This is a genomic window from Brevibacterium pityocampae, assembly GCF_039541555.1.
Classification (GTDB): domain Bacteria; phylum Actinomycetota; class Actinomycetes; order Actinomycetales; family Brevibacteriaceae; genus Brevibacterium; species Brevibacterium pityocampae.
Map to the genome: position 1 here is coordinate 615,956 of NZ_BAABGL010000002.1, position 19,017 is coordinate 634,972.

15 protein-coding genes are annotated in these 19,017 nt (G+C 69.9%); 7 read left to right on the plus strand and 8 right to left on the minus strand.

Annotated elements, in window-relative coordinates:
• On the minus strand, positions 1 to 1,419 hold the full coding sequence (locus ABD883_RS03175; RefSeq protein ID WP_345029754.1) for an SLC13 family permease: 1,419 nt from the start codon (positions 1,417 to 1,419) through the stop codon (positions 1 to 3).
• A 255-nt stretch (positions 1,420 to 1,674) separates the two neighbouring features.
• Between ABD883_RS03175 and ABD883_RS03180 the strand changes: the two genes are divergently transcribed.
• From ABD883_RS03180 to ABD883_RS03190, 3 genes are all read left to right on the plus strand, one after another.
• Entirely contained in the window at positions 1,675 to 2,979 is a 1,305-nt protein-coding gene (locus ABD883_RS03180; protein ID WP_345029756.1) for an MFS transporter, read from the plus strand.
• Positions 2,980 to 3,100: 121 nt separating this feature from the next.
• Positions 3,101 to 4,273, plus strand: a complete 1,173-nt coding sequence (locus ABD883_RS03185; RefSeq protein ID WP_345029758.1) for a trans-sulfuration enzyme family protein — start codon at positions 3,101 to 3,103, stop codon at positions 4,271 to 4,273.
• 195 nt (positions 4,274 to 4,468) lie between these two features.
• On the plus strand, positions 4,469 to 6,070 hold the full coding sequence (locus tag ABD883_RS03190) for an AMP-binding protein (RefSeq protein ID WP_247423266.1): 1,602 nt from the start codon (positions 4,469 to 4,471) through the stop codon (positions 6,068 to 6,070).
• Between the two features lie 73 nt (positions 6,071 to 6,143).
• Here ABD883_RS03190 and ABD883_RS03195 read toward each other — a convergent pair whose 3' ends face one another.
• From ABD883_RS03195 to ABD883_RS03225, 7 genes are all read right to left on the minus strand, one after another.
• A complete protein-coding gene (locus ABD883_RS03195; protein WP_345029760.1) occupies positions 6,144 to 7,442 on the minus strand; it encodes a type 2 periplasmic-binding domain-containing protein in 1,299 nt (432 codons plus the stop codon).
• A 330-nt stretch (positions 7,443 to 7,772) separates the two neighbouring features.
• Positions 7,773 to 9,074 carry a TRAP transporter substrate-binding protein DctP gene (gene dctP, locus ABD883_RS03200; RefSeq protein WP_247423262.1) on the minus strand — a complete coding sequence of 434 codons (1,302 nt, stop codon included), beginning with the start codon at positions 9,072 to 9,074 and terminating at the stop codon, positions 7,773 to 7,775.
• A gap of 192 nt (positions 9,075 to 9,266) precedes the next feature.
• The gene (locus ABD883_RS03205; RefSeq protein ID WP_247423260.1) at positions 9,267 to 10,565 is read right to left on the minus strand and encodes a type 2 periplasmic-binding domain-containing protein; all 1,299 of its coding nucleotides are present in this window, start codon (positions 10,563 to 10,565) and stop codon (positions 9,267 to 9,269) included.
• A gap of 190 nt (positions 10,566 to 10,755) precedes the next feature.
• Entirely contained in the window at positions 10,756 to 12,276 is a 1,521-nt protein-coding gene (locus ABD883_RS03210; RefSeq protein ID WP_345029763.1) for a TRAP transporter large permease, read from the minus strand.
• A gap of 27 nt (positions 12,277 to 12,303) precedes the next feature.
• Positions 12,304 to 12,840: a TRAP transporter small permease gene (locus ABD883_RS03215; protein ID WP_247423256.1), complete on the minus strand. Its 537-nt coding sequence runs from the start codon at positions 12,838 to 12,840 to the stop codon at positions 12,304 to 12,306.
• A gap of 267 nt (positions 12,841 to 13,107) precedes the next feature.
• A complete protein-coding gene (locus ABD883_RS03220) occupies positions 13,108 to 14,277 on the minus strand; it encodes an acyl-CoA dehydrogenase family protein (protein ID WP_345029766.1) in 1,170 nt (389 codons plus the stop codon).
• Between the two features lie 40 nt (positions 14,278 to 14,317).
• Positions 14,318 to 15,460, minus strand: coding sequence for a thiolase family protein (locus ABD883_RS03225; RefSeq protein ID WP_345029768.1), 1,143 nt, complete (start codon positions 15,458 to 15,460; stop codon positions 14,318 to 14,320).
• A gap of 244 nt (positions 15,461 to 15,704) precedes the next feature.
• Here ABD883_RS03225 and ABD883_RS03230 point away from each other — a divergent pair, with 244 nt between their 5' ends.
• The 4 genes from ABD883_RS03230 to ABD883_RS03245 are packed head-to-tail and all read left to right on the plus strand — an operon-like array spanning position 15,705 to position 18,897.
• On the plus strand, positions 15,705 to 16,457 hold the full coding sequence (locus ABD883_RS03230; RefSeq protein ID WP_295690523.1) for a 3-hydroxyacyl-CoA dehydrogenase: 753 nt from the start codon (positions 15,705 to 15,707) through the stop codon (positions 16,455 to 16,457).
• A gap of 23 nt (positions 16,458 to 16,480) precedes the next feature.
• The gene (locus ABD883_RS03235) at positions 16,481 to 17,149 is read left to right on the plus strand and encodes a TetR/AcrR family transcriptional regulator (protein WP_345029770.1); all 669 of its coding nucleotides are present in this window, start codon (positions 16,481 to 16,483) and stop codon (positions 17,147 to 17,149) included.
• Positions 17,150 to 17,153: 4 nt separating this feature from the next.
• The gene (locus tag ABD883_RS03240; protein WP_345029773.1) at positions 17,154 to 17,318 is read left to right on the plus strand and encodes a hypothetical protein; all 165 of its coding nucleotides are present in this window, start codon (positions 17,154 to 17,156) and stop codon (positions 17,316 to 17,318) included.
• A 34-nt stretch (positions 17,319 to 17,352) separates the two neighbouring features.
• Positions 17,353 to 18,897, plus strand: coding sequence for an AMP-binding protein (locus tag ABD883_RS03245; protein WP_345029775.1), 1,545 nt, complete (start codon positions 17,353 to 17,355; stop codon positions 18,895 to 18,897).
• Positions 18,898 to 19,017: the final 120 nt, after the last annotated feature.

Below are 19,017 nucleotides of genomic sequence, written 5' to 3' on the forward strand. Positions count from 1 at the left end.
TCAGAACAGCATCGCCGGGACGACGAGGCCGCCGACGAGCAGGATCGGTCCGACGACGACCATCGACAGGCCGAAGCGCAGGAGCAGCTTCGTCAGCCTCTCCTTGTGCTCGGACGGCGCGGTCGCGACGACGGTCGCGCCGAGCGTGGAGAACGGGGAGACGTCGACGACGGCCGAGCAGATGCCGAGCGCGGTGATGAGCGCCCAACCCGGCAGGCTGCCGTCTGCGACGAGCGGCAGGGCGAGCGGCACGAGCGCTGCGAGGATTCCCGTCGTCGAGGCGAACGCGGACACGAGACCGCCGACCGCGCAGAGCACGAGCGCGGCGACGATCGGGGAGCCGATGGCCTTCGCGCCCTCGCCGAGCAGATCGACGGCACCCATCGTCTCGAGCACGCCGACGAACATGATGATGCCGCCGACGAGCAGCACCGTGGACCAGTCGATCTTGCCCACCGCGTTCTTGCCGGTGCCCGGGTCGACGATGGTGAGGAGCGCGGCGAAGCCGAAGCACAGCAGACCGATGTTGGGCTCGAGGCCGAAGGCGGCGATCGCGACGACGGCGGCGATGAGGCCGATCATGCAGATGACGGTGAGGACCTGGATCGGGGTGAACGGCGGCAGGGGAGCGTCCTCGTCCTCGGTGTGGGAGGAGTCGAAGAGTGCCTGGTCCTCCTCGTCCTCACCGAACTGGATGCCGGTCGTCGACGCGGAGCCGCGGCGCAGCGCGGTCTCGCGCTCGAACGGGTGGTTGGCGGGAGACCCGGAGATCGTCGCGAGGTCCGGCACGTCGATGTGCGCGGTGGAGGCGCGGCCCCGGCGGGAGAAGAAGCCGCGGCCGAACATCGCGTAGGCGGCGAGGAGGAGCAGGAGGTAGACGAGCACGGTGATCCCGAATAGGAGCATCGGATTGAGCCCGATCCCGGCGTCATGGGCGGTGCCGTAGGTGACGATGCCGTAGAGGCTCGTCGGAGCGAAGCCGCCGGCGCCCACGCCGAAGCAGATCGCCAGGCCCATGAGCGCATAGTCGACGTTGTAGCGGCGGGCCACCTGCATGCCCACCGGCATCATCACGAGGCCGGCGAGCGGGGCGCCCATCGCAGCGATGCCGGAGGTGAGGACGAAGAACACCACCGGGATGAGCGCGGCCTTCGACCCGACCCGGGTGAGCGCGCCGTCGATGATCCGGTCGATGGTGCCGTTCGTCTGCGCGATCGCGAAGAAGTACGTGACGCCGACGAGCAGCACCATGATCGACAGCGGGAAGCCCGCAACGACCTCGTCCGTGGCCATCTCCGTGAACAGGAGTGCGGTGCCCGCCGCGCCGGCGACCATGAGGACGCCGATGTGGACGCCGCGCACGGCGCCGATGGCGAACAGCGCGATGAAGATGATGATGGCCGCGATCTGTGCGAACACGACAGGCCTCCTGACCGGGACTCGACGGTGAGCTGACCTCATGGACGGTACAGGATCACCGACCGGTTAACAGGCGGACGCGTCCGAGGGGCGGACATGGCCGAGGGGCGACGCGTCCGAGGGGCGGACACGGCCGAGGGGTGGACGGCTCGGAGACGCGGTGGGCCGATGTGGGATGATGCGCGGACACCGGTTCGGACGCTCACCGCTGAGCTCTCCGCCGGGCCGGTCCCCTGTTCACCGAAGGAGTCGTGAGTGCCCTCGCCGCGCGCCGCCCAGCAGGCCAAGCTCATCACCGCCCAGCTGTTCTCCGGGGCCGGGATCGCCTCGGGCTACGCCGTCGGCGGACTGCTCGCCGAGCAGATCACCGGGCGCACGGCGATGGCCGGGTTCGCGCAGATGAGCGTCATCCTCGGTGCCGGCCTCGTCGCCTACCCGCTCGCCGCTCTCGCCGCCCGGACCGGCCGCCGGACCGCGCTCACCCTGGGCTTCGGGATCGGCACCGTCGGCGCGCTCGTCGTGCTCCTCGGGGTCGCACTGAGCTTCCTGCCGCTCTTCATGCTCGGCATGATGATGTGCGGGTCGGCGACCGCCGCCGGTCTGCAGGCGCGCTACGCCGCCGTCGACTTCGCCGACCCCGCCGCCACCGGGCGCGCAATGTCGCTCGTCGTCTGGGCGACCACCGTCGGATCGGTGCTCGGTCCGAACTTCACCGCTCCGGGCGCCCGGCTGGGCGAGGCGCTCGGCATGAACCCGCTCGCCGGTCCCTACGTCATCTCCATGGCGGCGTTCGCGATCGCCGCGATCGCGGCCTCGACTCTCGCCCGCGGGCTCACCGGGGGCATGCCGGAGCAGCCCGGCACCGAGGCCGCGGACTCGGCGCGCGACGCCTCGGCTGCGGACGGCGACGGGTCGCCCTCGGCCGGGGCAGCCCGGCCCGGCCGCCGCCTCGGCCTCGGCCTCGGGGAGGCGCTGCGCTATGCGCTCGCCCGGCCGGTGCCGCTGTTCGCGATCGTCACGATCATCACCGGGCAGATGATGATGACCAACGTCATGGTCATGACGCCGGTGCACATGGACCACCAGGGGTTCTCGCTCGGCTCGGTCGGCATCGTCGTGAGCATCCACATCGCCGGGATGTACGGCCTGTCCCCGCTGTTCGGCTGGATGTCCGACCGCTGGGGGCCGGGCTCGGTGATCGGGGTGGGCACGCTCGTGTTCGCGGTGACGATCGTGCTCGGCGTCGTCGACGCGCTCGCCGCGCGCTCCTCGATGGTCCTGCTCAGCACCGCCCTCGTGCTCCTCGGGGTCGGCTGGTCGATGTACCTCATCGGGGGCTCCGCGCTCCTCACCCGCTCGGTGCCGCCGGAGGCCAAGGTCACCCTCCAGGGCGTGTCCGATTCCGCGATGAACCTCGGGGGCGCGCTTATGGCCGCGATGGCCGGGGCCGTGCTCGGGCTCGGCGGCTTCCTGTGGATCAACCTCATGGCGACCTTCGTGCTCGTCATCGCCGTGGTGTTCGCGCTGCGGGCGCTGCCGCACATGCGCCCGGCGCGCTGAGCTCGGCGGGAGCCGCCCGCTGACACCCGCGCCGACCGGCCCCTTACGCGGCCACCCGCGCCGGCCGGCCCCTATACGGACACCTGTGCCGGCCGGAGCCCACGCGGATTACAGTGGCCCCATGACGCAGAACTGGGCCCCCGAGACCGTCGTCGTCGAGACCGGTCGTCCTCCGCGCGAGCACGACGCCGCGCTCAATCCGCCGATCACCCTGACCTCGACGTTCATCGGCACCGCCGGGGTCGAGGACGGCGGTCGGCAGTACGGCCGCTACGGCAATCCGACGTGGGAGCCCTTCGAGGCCGCGCTCGCCGAGCTCGAGGGCTCGGCCCTGCCGGGGCTCGTGTTCGCCTCGGGGCTCGCCGCCGTCACCGCCGCGCTCGACCTCGTGGCGCCCGGCGGCACGGTGATCATGCCCCGGCACTGCTACCTCGGCGCGCTGTCCGGGGCGCAGGAGTCCGCGGCCGCCGGCCGGTTCCGGATCGTCACCGTCGACATCGAGGACACCGCCGAGGTGACCGCCGCGATCGATGCCGCCGTCGCCGGGGCGGGCGACAGGGCTTCCGGCCGCGACCGCTCCGTCCTGCTGTGGCTCGAGAGCCCGACCAACCCGATGCTCGAGGTCGCCGATCTCCCCGCGCTGCTCGCCCACGCCCGCGCCGCCGGGGCGCTCAGCGTCGTCGACAACACCTTCGCCACCCCGCTCGTGCAGAAGCCGCTCGAGCACGGTGCCGACGTCGTCCTCCACTCGGTGACGAAGTCCCTGTCCGGGCACTCCGACGTGGTGCTCGGCGCGACGGTCACCGCGGATCCGGAGCTGCGCGAGCTGCTCCATCACCACCGCTCGGTGCGCGGCGGCATCGCCGGGCCCTTCGAGGTGTGGCTGGCGCTGCGCGGCCTGCGCACCCTGGCGCTGCGCGTCGAGCGCTCGCAGGCGAACGCGCTCGCGCTTGCCGAGCGGCTGAGCGAATATCCCGGGCTCGAGGTGCGCTTCCCCGGCCTCGCCACCGACCCCGGCCATGCCCGGGCGGCGGCGCAGATGACCGGCTTCGGGTCGATCCTCTGCATCGTCCTGCCCACCGCCGAGGCCGCCCGCACCGTCGCGGAATCGGTGCGGCTGTGGACACCGGCGACCTCGCTCGGGGGAGTCGAGAGCCTCATCGAGCGCCGACGCCGCCATGCCGCGGAGCCGGAGTCCGTCCCGGAGGGTCTGCTCCGCCTCAGCGTCGGGATCGAGCACGTCGACGATCTCTGGGCCGACCTGGAGCAGGCGCTCGACACCGCACTCGGGTGAGCGCGCGCCGCTCGGGTGAGGGAGCGCCCCTGCTCGGGCGAGCCTGCTCGGGCGCACCTCGGCTCGGATGGGTGACTCCCTTTACCCGTCACGGCTGACTGGTTAGACTCGAGTTACTGAACGTTTGATCAGTCGCACCCGCAGAGTGCCGGACAGAGCAGTCGGCGGCGGGCCGGCATCACCCGAGGAGTCGCCGTGGACCTGGAGTTCCAACTTTCCCGCACCCACCTGCCCGTCGCCGGGATCTACCGGCACGCGCACGAGATGCCCGACCGCCCGGCGCTCGTCGCCGGTGACACGGTGATCTCCTACGGCGAGCTGCTCCACCGCGTCCGGGCCGCCGCCGCGCGCCTCGCCGCTGCCGGGGTGGGACGTGGGGACCGGGTCGCGCTCGTCGCCGGCAACGCCGCGGAGTTCGCCGTCGTGCCCTACGCCGCGAACCTCCTCGGTGCGATCATCGTGCCGGTGAACTTCCGGCTCGCCGCCGGGGAGATCGCCTACATCCTGAGCAACTGCGAGCCGGCGGTCGTCGTCACCGATGCCGAGCGGGCCGAGGTCACGCGCACCGCACTCGCGGATGCGTCCGGTGCCGAGCCGGCCGGCGCCTCGGGTGCGGGCAGCGGGAGCACTGAGGACGGCGCCTCGGCGACGAGGGATTCCGCGCCGGTCCTCCTCGACCTGCTCGAGGTCGCCGCGCCGGACCCGGACGGCACCCTCCCGGCGCCGGATCCGGTGATCTGCGCGCTCGAGGACGACCAGGCGATCATGTACACCTCGGGCACCACCGGGCGGCCCAAGGGCGCGGTGCTGAGCTACTCGAACTTCCTCGCCACGACCATGCGCTCCTCCGCGTCCTGGCAGTACGTGCCGGGCGAGGACGCGGTGCTCGTCGCCTCCCCGATGTTCCACATCGCGGCCTTCAACGTCATGACGACGAACATCGCCAACGGCGCCACCTCGGTCATCACGCCTTCGACCGGGTTCGACGCCGGGCACCTCCTCGACGTCATGGCGGAGCACGGCGTGACGCGCACCTTCATGGTCCCGGCGCAGTGGCAGCTCATCGTCGACGAGCAGCGCCGCAGCCCGCGCGCCGTCGACCTGCGGTTCTACAGCTGGGGTGCGGCGCCGGCGACCGAGGCGCTCCTGACCGCGATGGGCGAGACCTTCCCGCAGGCGAGCTCGCAGGCGGCATTCGGGCAGACGGAGACCACCGCGAGCGGGGTGTCGCTGTCTCACGAGGACTCCCTGCGCAAGCTCGGCTCCGTCGGGCTGCCGGACCGCAACTACGCGATCCGCGTCGTCGACGCCCAGATGAATGACGTGGCGCCGGGCGAGGTGGGCGAGATCGTCTACCGCGGGCCGGGCGTGATGAGCCGCTTCTGGAACAACGAGGCGGCCACGGCCGAGGCGTTCGCCGGCGGCTGGTTCCACTCCGGGGACCTCGTGCGGCAGGACGAGGAGGGGTTCCTCTACGTCGTCGACCGGGTCAAGGACATGATCATCTCCGGCGGCGAGAACATCTACTGCGCCGAGCTCGAGAACGTCATCGCCTGGCACCCCAAGGTCGCCGAGGTCGCCGTCGTCGGGCGGGCCGACGAGAAGTGGGGCGAGGTGCCGGTGGCGATGATCGTGCCGAAGTCCGATGACGAGGCCCCGACGCTCGAGGAGATCCGGGACTTCTGCGACGGCAAGCTCGCCCGCTACAAGCTGCCCAAGGACGTCGTCGTCAAGGATGCGTTCCCCCGCTCGGGCACCGGCAAGATCCAGAAGACGGTGCTCCGCGACGAGGTGTGAAGCGGGGCATCCGCCCGGGTGAGAGTGCAATTTCGGAAGGTTTCGCGCTCAGGAACCTTCGAGAATTGAGGTCTCAGTGGGGGCGGTGGGGGAGCATGGTCTGCTCGAACAGCGCCGCGCCGAGGTCGTCGTAGCTGGCATCCTCCGAGTACCATTCGGGCATCCGGGTGAACTCCCCGCCGTCGGTGTGGCCGAGCTCCTCGACCTGCTCGGCCCACGCCTGCGCGGCCTCGTCGAGCCGCGCCGGGACCTCGGGCACTCCGGCGTCCTCCGCGGTGCGGGTGCTGAGCTGGCCGGCGTGCTCGGCGATCGCCGACTGCACGTCCGCATCGAAGGGCCGGACCGAACCGCCGGCGGCCAGGGCCTGCTCGACCGCGACCGCCTTCGCCCCGATGACGAGCTCGGTCATCGTGCTGAACGCCGTCGCCATGGAATCGAAGATCACCTGCTGGTAGGCCAGCGGCAGCTCGGAGTAGGTCTGCCCGGCGACATAGGCGCCGGCGGCGCGGGAGAACCCGGCCTCCGTCGTGTAGCCGATGTGCGGGGCGACCTCGAAGGTGCCGGCCTCGACATTGGGGGCGAGCTGTCCGAGGTCGCAGTCGACGGTGCCGCGCTGGAGCGCCTCGTAGGTCTCGGGGAACGACAGCGACACCGGTGAGGCGCCGAGCTCCGTGGCCTGCTCGCCGGCGGCCGCGGAGCCGATCCGCATCTGCGTGCCCTGCCAGTCGGCGCGCCCGGTGAGCGCCTCGGAGCACATCGTCGAGTACCCGCCGGAGGCGAGCAGCGGGATGAGAGGGACGAGGTCCTTGTCTGCGAACTCCGCGAGCACCTCGGGCGTGTCCCACCCGGCCTGCACCCCGGCGGCGTTCGTCGTGAGGTCCCCGGAGACCGGGGAGGACGACAGCGTCGACATCGCGGTGCTGATCGCGTCGAAGGCCGGGTACTCGGTCGGGGCGTAGGACGGCAGGGTGTAGGCGAGGTCGACCCGGCCGTCGGCGAGCGCGTCGTCGATCTCCGCGTACGAGGCGATCGCCTGCCCCCACACGACGTCGACGGTGATCTTCCCGCCGGAGCGCGTCTCGATCGCTTCCGCGATGTCGGTGCCGTTGGGGCCGAGGATCGACTCCGCCGAGGTCGCGGAGGGCTGGTAGGTGATCGTCACCGGGTCGAGCTCGGCGAGTGCGGCATCCACCTCGGACTGCGCGGCCCCGAACGCGAACCCGGCGCCCGCCTCGGCGGACCCCTGGTCCGCGGCGCCTCCCGCGCCGCCGGCGCACCCGGCGAGCAGGCCGGCGGCGGCGAGGAGTGCGATCCCCGGGCCGGCTCCGCGGCGGGCGAGGGGTGGGGCGATGGTGGCCGGGGTGCGGTGCATGGTTCTCCTAGGGCGTTTGGCGGGCGTGCACCCACCCTATTCCGCAGGTGGGCGATCCGATCGGGCCTGCGGTATGACGATCGCCACAGTCCCGTCTCCGGCTCGCCAGGGCGGTGCCGTGGTCCAGCGCGCACGACGGTGGGCCGTTCCCGGATGATGGGGTCCCTGGACGCGCGCCCGCGGACCCTCCAGGACGCACGACAGCGCCGCCGGAGGGGAGATCCCCTGCCGGCGGCGCCGTTGTGGGTGGACGTGCGTGTACCCGATGAGCGTGCCAGGTCAGTGCATGAGTCGGGTCAGCACATGAGCCCGATCGGTGCGTGAGCCCGATCAGCCCTCGGAGCCCGGACGGTGCTCGGCTAATGCGTCCTCGTACACGGCCTGGCCGACCTCGCGGTAGTCGGTCTCGGTGTCGTACCACTCGTCGAAGTCCGCGGTGGAGCCGCCGTCGGTGAAGCCGAGCTCCTCGATCTTCTCGGCCCACTGCTGCTCGGACTCCTCGACGCGGGAGGTGATGTCGTCGCCGAGGATGCCGGAGGACTGGATCTCCTCCTTCTTCGCCTCGTCGAACTCGCCGATCTCCGTCTGCAGGTCCGCGGGGAACTCGACGATCTCGCCGCCGGCCGCCTTGGCCTGCTTGATGCCCTCGGCGTTGCCGCCGATCGTCGTCATCATCTGGCCCTGGTAGTAGTCGGCGTAGACGTCGAACAGGATCTGCTGGTAGGCGAGTGGGAGCTGCTCGAACTTCGAGCCGGCGAGGATCGCACCCGGCGAGCGGGTGTAGCTCGTCTCCGTCATGTAGCCGACGTGGGGTGCGACCTCGAAGATGCCGCCCTCGGCCGAGGGCACGAGCTGCGCGAGGGTGCAGTCGACGGTGCCGCGCTGGAGGGCCTCGAAGGTCTCGACGTACTCGATCGACACCGGGGAGGCGCCGAGCGAGGCCATGAGGTCGTTCTGCGTCTTCGAGGCGATGCGAACCTGTCGGCCCTGCCAGTCGTCCTTCTCCATGCCCGGATCGGAGCACACGGAGTAGTAGCCGCCGGAGGCGACGACCGGGACGAGCGGCGTGATGCCCTTCGAGGTGTACTCCTCGATGATCTCCGGGGAGCCCCAGGAGACGTCGGCTGCCACCGCGTTGGCGATCATCTCGCCGGTGAACGGGGAGGGGGAGATGCCGGCGAGCATGTCGCCGAGCGCGTTGACGGCCGGGAACTCCGTGGGCTGGTACACCGGGAGGGTGTAGGCGAGGTCGACGCGGCCGTCGGCGAGCGCGTCGTGCACCTCGCCGTAGCCGGCGATGGCCTGGCCCCAGACGACGTCGACGGTGATCTTGCCGCCGGACTTCTCCTCGATGGCCTTTGCTAGCTCGGTGCCCGAGGGCGACTGGATGGACGCCTCGGATGCGGCCGAGGGCTGGTAGGTGATGGTGACGGGATCGAGCTCGGAGATGGCCGCGTCGATGTCCTCCTGCGAGGCGCCGACCTCGTAGCCGTCGCCGCTCCCGGCGCCTCCCCCGCCCCCGCCGCCGCCGGCGCTGCCGGCGCAGGCGCTGAGCCCGAGGGTGAGGGCGGACGCCGCGGACAGGACCCCGATGGTGCGGGTGCGCGTGAAGTGCGAGCGCAGTGTTCTCATGATGACTCCTTGTGTCTCTCGTATGCCTGCCCCGGTGGGGGCCTGCGGATCTGTGGGGTTCGAGCCGGCGGCGCAGGCGGTGCCGGTGCTCGCGGCGTGCAGGGTGCTGCGGATGCGGTGCGGGCCGGTCTCCCGACCCACCGGTGGCGGGGACCGTCACCGGCCCCCGCCACCGCCGTGCCCTGCTGCGGGTCAGCTCGGACGGTGCTTCATGGCGTTGCCGTTCTCGTAGGAAGCGGTTGCGTAGTCCATGAAGTCCTTGCTCTCGTCGTACCAGTCGTTGAAGTCCGCGGTCTCGCCCTCATCGGTGTAGCCGAGGTCCTCGAACTCCTTCGCCCATTTCTCGCCGGCGTCCTGGATGATCGTCTCGATGTTCTCATCGATCTGACCGTTGCCGATCGCCTCGTCGGTGAGCTGGGTGGAGTAGTTGCTGATCTCCTCCTGGATGTCGTCGGCGAACGGCGTCACCTCGCCACCGGCATCCTTGGCCTGCTGGACGGCCGCGGCGTTGCCGCCGATGACCGCCTCCATGCCGCCGGAGGAGGCCAGCGCGTTGCTGTCGAAGATGATCTGCTGGTAGGCCAGCGGCATGTCCGCGAAGCTCGACCCGGCGAGGTACGCACCCGGTGAACGCGAGAAGCTCGCGGTCGTGGTGTAGCCGAGGTTCGGGGCGACCTCGAAGATGCCGGCTTCGGCGGACGGCACGAGCTGGCCGAGGGTGCAGTCGACGGTGCCGCGCTGGAGCGCCTCGAAGGTCTCGACGTACTCCATCGACACCGGGGATCCGCCGAGGTGCTGGACCTGGGCCGACTGCGCGGTCGAGGCGATGCGGGTCTGCAGGCCTTGCCAGTCGTCGGCGGACTCCACCGGCTCGCTGCACACGGTGTAGTAGCCACCGGACGCCGCGAGCGGGGTGAGGGGCACGAGGCCCTTCTCCTCGTACTGCGACAGGACGTTCTCGTTGCCCCACCCGATCTCGTTGCCGACCGCGTTCGCGACGAGCTCGCCGAGGTACGGGGAAGCGGAGAGGCCGGCCATCGCGGTGCCGAGGTCGTTGACCGCGGGGAACTCGGTGGGCTGGTAGACCGGGAGGGTGTACGCGACGTCGAGGCGGCCGTCGGCGAGCGCGTCGTGCACCTCGGCGTAGCCGGCGATCGCCTGGCCCCAGGTGATCTCGACCTCGATCTGGCCGTTCGAGCGCTCCTCGACGATCTCCTTGAAAACCGTGCCGGCCGGGGCCATCACCGAGTTCTGCGAGGCGGCCGAGGGCTGGAACTTGATGGTGATCGGATCGAGACCCTCGATCGCGGAGTTGACGTCCTCCTGCGAGGCGCCGTACTCGAAGCCGCTGCCGGCGTCCCCGCCGTCACCGCCTCCGCCGCCCGAGCCGGCGCTGCCGGCGCACGAGCTCAGCGCGAAGGTGAGGCCGGCGGCCATGGCGCAGATGCTCAGCGCGCGGCCCTGGAAGCGGGTCGTGGTGAGTGTTTTCACTGTGTCTCCCTTTTTCTGTCGTTCCTCGTTGAACGATTGTGGTGCGATCCGCTCCGCCGCACCGGACTGCGGTGCGGTGCGGACCGGGCTGGCGGGGCAGGGCATCGTGCGCCCTGCCCCGCCGGTGCCGCCGGTCCCGCAGGTGCGGGGCCGGCGACGGTGCCGTGATTCCGGCGGTGCGGGTCTGCGGCTATTGGGTGGCTGTGCCGCCGCTGGTCCTCTCGAGGATGGCGGGCAGCCATTCGGTCATCTGCGGCACCGCGATCATGATGCCGAGGAACAGGATCGCGACGGGCAGGAACCAGGACAGGGACACGAACACGTCCTTGAGCGTGACGTTCTGTCCGAGGTTGACCTCCGGGCTCTTGCAGATGTTGTGGACGATGTAGGACAGCAGGCCGACCGGCGGGGTGATCATGCCGAGCTCGCCGAGGAGGACGACGAACACGCCGAACCACAGTGGGCTGACTTCCATCGCCTCGAGCGTGGGCAGGAGGATCGGGATGGTCAGCAGCATCATCGACAGGGTGTCGAAGAACATGCCCATGACGATGTAGAGGACCACGAGGACGAGCAGGAAGCCGATCCGGTTGAGCCCGAAGCCGAGGATGAAGTCCGTCATCATCGGGGCCAGGCCGGTGATCGCGAGGAGGCGGGTGAGCATCTCCGCGCCGATCATGATGAAGAAGATCGCTGCGGTCGCGCTCACCGTGGAGAACGCGGCGTGGGTGACCTTCTGGAAGGGCTTGTCCTTGCGGGTGTACCACAGGGTGAGCAGCAGCGCGGTGAAGGCGGCGGCCGCACCGGCCTCGGTCGGGGTGAAGATGCCGGAGAACATGCCGCCGAACAGCACGGCCATGATGACCGGGAAGCCCCAGATCTCGCCGAGCGAACGGAAGCGATCGCCCCAGGTGACATTCTCCCGCGTGCCGGTGGCATCCGGTCCGCGGCCCACGAGCTTGGGGGCGACGAGGCCGAGGATGAGGATGAAGAGCGCGAAGGTCAGCGCGATGAGGATGCCGGGGACGGCGCCGGCGACGAGCTGCGGGCCGACGGGCACGCTGGCGATGCCGGCGTAGATGACGAGGAGGATCGACGGCGGGATGAGGTTGCCGGGCAGGCCAGCGACGATCACGGTGCCGACGGCCACGCGCTTGTCGTAGCCGGCGCGCAGCATCTCCGGGATGCCGGCCCGGCCCAGCGCGTAGGTCATGCCGATCGTCGAACCGGAGACCGAGGACAGGCCCGCGCCAGCGGCGGTGGTGCCGATGCCGATGCCGCCGGGCAGCCAGGAGAACCAGCGGTCGGTGGCGCGGTAGATCCGGGTCGTCATGCCCGACTGCGTGAGCAGCATGCCCATGAAGATGAACATCGGGAGCACCGAGTACGACCACTTCGAGACGCCGTGGAAGGGTGCGGTGGAGAGGATGTTGATCGTGGCCGGGATGCCCGACAGCGCGTAGACGCCGATCAGGCTCGGTACCGCCAGGGCGATCGCGACGGGGACGCTGAGGAACATCAGGACGATCATCATCGCGATGCACCACATGCCGGCGACAGCGCCGGACGGGCTGGTGAACACGCCCACGAGGCAGACCGCGACGAGGGCGAAGCCGACGATGAGCGAGATCAGCCCGGGCTTCTTGCGGCGGGAGTCCGAGGGCAGGACGCTGGGGATCGTCCCCAGATTGGTGTCAGTGGTGTGAGACATATGCAGTAATCCTGTCTGGGGGCCGCGTCAGATGACGGTTTCTTCGATGTCGTGCTCCGCATGCTCACCGGTGAGGAGGTCGATCTCCGGGTCGCCGGTGCGCAGCGTGACGACGATGTCGACGATGAACAGGATCGCGAGGACGACGAACACGAGCGGGACGAGGAAGTACACCGGCCAGGTGATGATGTCGGTGACGCCAGCGGTGGAGCCCATCTCCATGTTCTCCAGCGCCTCCTCGAAGCCGAACCACGCGAACCCGATGCTCACGAGCGCAGAGAGCGCGAAGGCGAAGACCTTGAAGAACGCGGCGGTGCCGTGGCTCATCCGCTCGATGACGAGGGAGACGGTGATGTGCTCCTTCTGCAGCTGGGCGGCCGGGATGCCGAGCAGGGCGATCATCGGCAGGTACCAGTAGGCCACGATCTCGTTCGTGCCGTAGATCGGGGAGTTGAAGAAGTAGCGGAGGAGAGCGTGCGCCACGACGTGCAGCATCATCACGATGAGCGCGATCGCGGTGAGGACGGAGAGGATCTTGTCCACGCCCTGGTTGAATTTCAACATCGGAGTCACCTTCGTCTTCGACGGTCGGCCGGTGGGGCCACTGTGAGCTGCGGCACGGTGCCGGCTCGCTTGGATCAACTTAACGATTGCTCATTAGATTTACAAGACGGGCGGGTCGAGAAACTGAAACCGTTATCAAGTTTCTCCCGGGCCGTGATTCCGGCCCCCCCGCTGGGCGGGATCCGGGAATGCCGAGGGGCCGCACCGCGCCGTCCCCTCGCGGGGGAGCGGACGCCGTGCGGCCCCTCGTAGGAAGGCGGGGTGCGCCTACTTCTTCGCGGCGTAGCGCTTCTTGATGTCCTTGCCGATGATGTACTTCATGACCTCGGACGTGCCGCCGTAGATCGTCTGGATGCGGCTGTCGCGGAAGGCACGACCGATCGGGTACTCGAGCATATAGCCGTAGCCGCCGTGGAGCTGGAGGCAGCGGTTGATGACCTCGAGCTGGAGCTCCGCACCGACGAGCTTGGCCTTCGACGCCTCGACCGCGGTGAGCTCGTCCTCGTTGAGGGCGAGCGCGCAGCGATCGACGTAGGCCTCGAACGCATCGACGCGCGCCTCGAGCTCGGCGAGGACGAACTGCGTGTTCTGCAGATCGCCCAGGGTGCCGCCGAACATCTCGCGCTCGAACACGTACTTCGAGGTCCAGTCGAGTGCGGCGCGGGCGCCGGCGAGGCCGCCGGTGGCGATCCCCATGCGCTCATACGGCAGGTTCGTCATGAGGTGGATGAAGCCCTTGCCCTCCTCGCCCAGGAGGTTCGCGTGGGGGACGCGGACATCGCTGAAGGACATCTCCGAGGTGTCCTGCGCAGCGAGGCCGACCTTGTCGAGGTTGCGACCGCGCTCGAAGCCGGGGGTGTCGCAGTCCACGATGAAGAGCGAGACGCCCTTCGATGCCGGCACGTCCGGGTTCGAGCGGGCCACGACGACGACCCAGTCGCAGTTCTGACCGTTGGTGATGAAGGTCTTCGCGCCGTTGATGACCCACTCGTCGCCGTCGCGCACCGCGCGGGTCTTGATGTTCTGCAGGTCCGAGCCCGCGCCGGGCTCCGTCATCGCGATCGCGGCGATCTTCTCACCGGCCGCGAGCCCCGGCAGGTAGCGCTGCCGCTGCTCGTCGTTGGCGAAGGACTCGAAGTAGCCGGGCACGATGCCGTCGGACACACCCCAGCCGGAGGTCGCGGAGCCGAAGCCGCGCTTGGCGACCTCCTCGCCGCGGACCATCTCGAAGCGGTAGTCCTTGATGCCCGAGCCGCCGTACTCCTCGGGCAGCGAGAAGCCGATGACGCCGGCCTCGGCGGCGGCCTTCCACATCGAGCGGTCGACGATCTTGTTCTTCTCCCACTCGTCGAAGTGGGGAGCGACCTCTTTGTCGAGGAAGGCCGCCACGGTGCGGCGGAAGTCCTCGTGGTCGGCGGTGTACAGATTGCGCTTCATCGCACTCTCCTGGTTCTCGGTCGGCTGCCGGCGGGGCTGTTCAGAGCAGCTCGAGGATGGTGGCGTTGGCCTGGCCGCCGCCCTCGCACATCGTCTGCAGGCCGTACTTGATGTCGTTGTTGACCATGTTGTGGACCATGGTCGTCATGAGACGGGCACCGGAGCCGCCGAGCGGGTGGCCCATGGCGATCGCGCCGCCGTGCGGGTTGAGCTTCTCCGGGTCCGCGCCGAGGTCCTTGAGCCAGGCGAGCGGGACCGAGGCGAAGGCCTCGTTGACCTCGAAGGTGCCGATGTCGGAGATCGACAGGCCGGACTTCGCGAGCGCCTTCTGGGTGGCCGGGATCGGAGCGGTGAGCATGATCACCGGGTCGGATCCGGCGAGCACCGCGGTGTGCACCCGCACGAGCGGCTTGAGGCCGAGCTCCTTGGCGCGCTCCGAGCTCATGATGAGCAGGGCGGCGGTGCCGTCGGAGATCTGCGACGCGTTGCCGGCGGTGACGACGCCGTCCTCCTTGAACACCGTACTGAGCTTGCCGAGCTTCTCCAGGGTGCCGCCGCGGCGGATGCCCTCGTCGGCGGTGATGAGGCCGTGCTCGGTCTCGACCGGGACGATCTGGGACTCGAAGGCGCCGGAGTCGGTGGCGGCGGCGGCGCGCTCGTGGGAGAGCAGCGCGAAGCTGTCCATCGCCTCGCGGTCGAAGCCCCAGCGCTCGGCGATCATCTCAGCGCCCACACCCTGGTTGGGCTTGGTGTTGTCGTAGCGGGCCATGAACTTCTCGCCGTAGGGGTTCTTGCCCTGCGAGGAGGAGCCCATGGGGTTGCGGGACATCGACTCGACGCCGCCGGCGACGACGATGTCGTACTGGCCGGCGATGACACCGGCGGCGGCGAAGTGGACGGCCTGCTGCGAGGAGCCGCACTGGCGGTCGACGGTGACGCCGGTGACGGTCTCGGGGAAACCGGCGGACAGGGCGGCGGTGCGCGCGATGTCACCGGTCTGCTCACCGGCCTGGGTGACGCAGCCCCAGACGACGTCGTCGATGAGCTCGGGGTCGACGCCCGAGGTCTTCACGAGATCCTCGAGGACGAGGGCGGAGAGGTCGGCGGGGTGGATGCCGGAGAGCGCACCCTCGCGCTTTCCGGTCGGGGTGCGGCGGGCTGCGACGATCACTGCATCGGTCATGGGAACTCCTCTGTTCGTGCGGGATGCGGTCCTGCTCGGGTGTGCGGGGGCGGTTCGGACGGCGGCCTGGGTGCCCGAGGCGGAGCGGCGCAGGGCGCGGAGCCGGGGCCGGTCCGATCCGCGCAGGCGGTCGGCGTTGACTTATCGCGCGTTCAGCTTCACATACGAGCCAAAAACAGTCAATATGGACTGGTAAGCAATCCGACTGCGCACACACGCGTTCATTCGACGAGGAGTCAACGACATGCAGATCAAGGACCAGGTGGCATTCGTCACCGGCGGAGCTTCGGGCCTCGGGCTCGCGACCGTCAAGCGGATCATCGCCCAGGGCGGCAAGGCCGTCGTGTTCGACCTCAAGGGCGAGGAGGCCGTGGCTGAGTTCGGCGACAGCGCGATCTTCGTCGCCGGCGACGTCACGGACGAGGAGCAGGTGGCAGCGGCGATCGAGCGCACCTCCGAGCTCGGCGACCTCCGCATGGTGATCAACTGCGCGGGGATCGGCAACGCGATCCGGGTGTCGGGCAAGAAAGGCCCGTTCCCGCTCGACGCCTTCAACAAGGTCATCCAGGTCAACCTCGTGGGCACCTTCAACGTCATCCGCCTCGCGGCCGCCCACATGCAGAAGATCGAGCCGCTCGGCGAGGAGCGCGGCGTCATCGTCAACACCGCCTCGGCCGCGGCCTTCGACGGGCAGGTCGGCCAGGCGGCGTACTCGGCGTCGAAGGCCGGAGTGGCCGGCATGACCCTGCCGATCGCGCGCGACCTCGCCTCCTCGCTCATCCGCGTCGTCACCATCGCCCCGGGCATCTTCAAGACCCCGATGATGCTCGGCGCCTCGGAGGAGACGCTGAAGTCGCTCGGCCAGCAGGTGCCGCACCCCTCGCGGCTCGGCGAGCCCGACGAGTACGGTGCGCTCGCGCAGCACATCATCGAGAACCCCATGCTCAACGGCGAGACGATCCGGCTCGACGGCTCGATCCGGATGGCGCCGCGCTGAGAATCCAACAGGCTGACGGACCGGTGACGGGCGAGCGGATGCCGCAGGGCGCCTCGGGAGCGGATCCCGGGGCGCTCCGCGGCGACCCCGCCGGCGGCCAGGAGCGCGGGCGGCTGGCGCGGGAGGAGATCCTGTCCGCGGCGATCGCCTGCCTGCTCGAGGACGGCTACGCGGCGACGACGACCATGCGCGTGCAGATGCGCGCCGGGGTGTCGCGCGGCAAGCTGCTCCATCACTTCCCGTCGAAGCGGGCGCTCATCACCGCCTCGATCCGCCGGCTCGCCGCCGACCGGCTCGACACGAGCACCGCGGACTACTCGACCGCCCCGCCGGAGACCGAAGTGCCCGCGCGCGTGCGCTGGGCGATCGGCACGATCTGGCTCACCTTCTTCCACCCGAACTTCTGGGCCGCGCTCGAGACCTGGATCGCCGCCCGCACCGACCCCGACCTCGCACGTGAGCTCGTCGACCACGAGAAGCAGGTACTCCTGCGGGTGCGGGAGAACACGCACCGGATCTTCGGCGCCACGATCTGCGCCGACCCCGCGTTCCCCGCGATGCTCGACGTCGTGTTCACGAGCATGCGCGGGATGGCCCTGACCTACACCTTCTCCGGCCGCAATCCCGACACCGAGCCGATGATCAACACCTGGGTGCGCACCGCGCTTGCGCTCCTCGGGACCGAGGACTGAGATCGTGGTGCCGCCCGCGGATCGCCCCACCGCCGACGCCGGGGGCGGCAGCGGCTCCGGCGCGGGCACCGCCGGCGTGCGCGGTCGGGGTGGCATCGGGTCCGCGCTCGACGGCTTCCCAGCGGTCGGCGCCTCGGCCCCGGCAGGCAGGCCTGCCCCGCCCACCTGATTTGCCCCATCCGCCCATCCTCAGAGGAGCATCAATGGAGATCGCCGCCCACCTGACCGGACCCACCTACGGGTCCACGATCAAGCGCACCCTCGAGCGCCACCCCGACCGCATCGCATTCTCCGACGCCCGGGGGCAGCAGACCTATGCCGAGGTGCTCGACCTCATCGGCCGGTACCAGGCGGTGCTGAGCGCGGCGGGCCTCGAACGCGGGGACGGCGTGGCCGCCCTCGGCGCCAACCGCTACGAGGTCTGGGTGCTCGGCGCGGCCGTGCAGTCGCTCGGCCTTTACATCACCTGGCTCCACCCGATGGGTTCGCTCGCCGACCAGGCCTTCCAGATCGGGGACTCGCAGGTCAAGGCGCTCGTCGTCGACGAATCCACGTATGGGGAGCGCGGTCGCGAGCTTCAGCAGGTGGCCGAGGATGCCGGGCTGCAGATGTGGACGATGAGCCCCGCGGATTTCGTCACCGACCTCGAGACGGCGGCCGCCGCGGTCGGCCCGCAGCCCATGCGCCTCGCCGCCGAGCACTCCGATCTCAGCATCATCAACTACACCGGCGGCACCACCGGCCGGCCCAAAGGCGCCTACCGGCGGCAGTTCAACCTGGGGCCGTCGACCGCGGACATCCTCGCCGACTTCGAGCTGCCGGAGACCCCGCGCTACCTCCTCATCCCGCCCATGAGCCACGTCGCCGGGACGAACGTGCTGCCGACGCTCATCAAGGGCGGCACCGTCCACCTCATGTCCGGGTTCGACCCGGCTGCCGTGCTCGAGACGATCGAGCGGGAGAAGATCAACTTCACCCTGTTCGTCCCGACGATGGTCTACGCGCTGCTCGATCATCCCGACCTCGATACCTGCGACACCTCGAGCCTCGAGTACATCCTCTACGGCGCCTCGCCGATGTCGGAGAGCCGGCTGCGCGAGGGCATCGAGCGGATCGGGCCGGTGTTCGGGCAGCTCTACGGGCAGACCGAGTGCTACCCGGTGTCGGTGCTGTCGAAGGAGGACCACCAGGACCCGGCGCTCCTCCTGTCGTGCGGCAAGCCGGTGGAGTCCGTCGACGTCCGCATCCTCGACCCGCTGGGCGAGGAGGTGCCGCTCGGGGAGTCCGGCGAGCTGTGCGTGCGCGGCCGCGGTGCGATGAGCGGCTACTGGCGCCGCGACGACCTCACCGCGGAGACGATCGTCGACGGCTGGCTGCACACCGGGGACATCGCGCGGATGGACGAGCAGGGATACCTGTTCATCGTCGACCGGAAGAAGGACATGATCATCTCCGGCGGGTTCAACGTCTACCCGCGGGAGGTCGAGGACGCCCTCGCCACCCACCCGGCGGTGTCGCAGTCGGCGGTGTTCGGGATCCCCGACGAGAAGTGGGGCGAGCAGGTCACGGCGGCGGTCATCCTCAAGTCCGGCGCGAGCGCGAGCGAGGAGGAGCTCATCACCGTGGTCAAGGATCTCAAGGGTGCGGTGCAGGCGCCCAAGCAGGTGCTCATCGTCGACTCCCTGCCGCAGACCGCGGTCGGCAAGGTCAACAAGCGGGCCCTGCGCGACCAGCTCACCGGCGACTGACCTCCCCTCCGAGAGTGCAATTCTCGAAGGTTTCTGTGAGCCGGCGTCATACAGTCATCGCAACACTCGTTGTCAGGGTAGGTGCGAAAGGGGTTGTGTGATGGTCGGGTCGAGGAATGC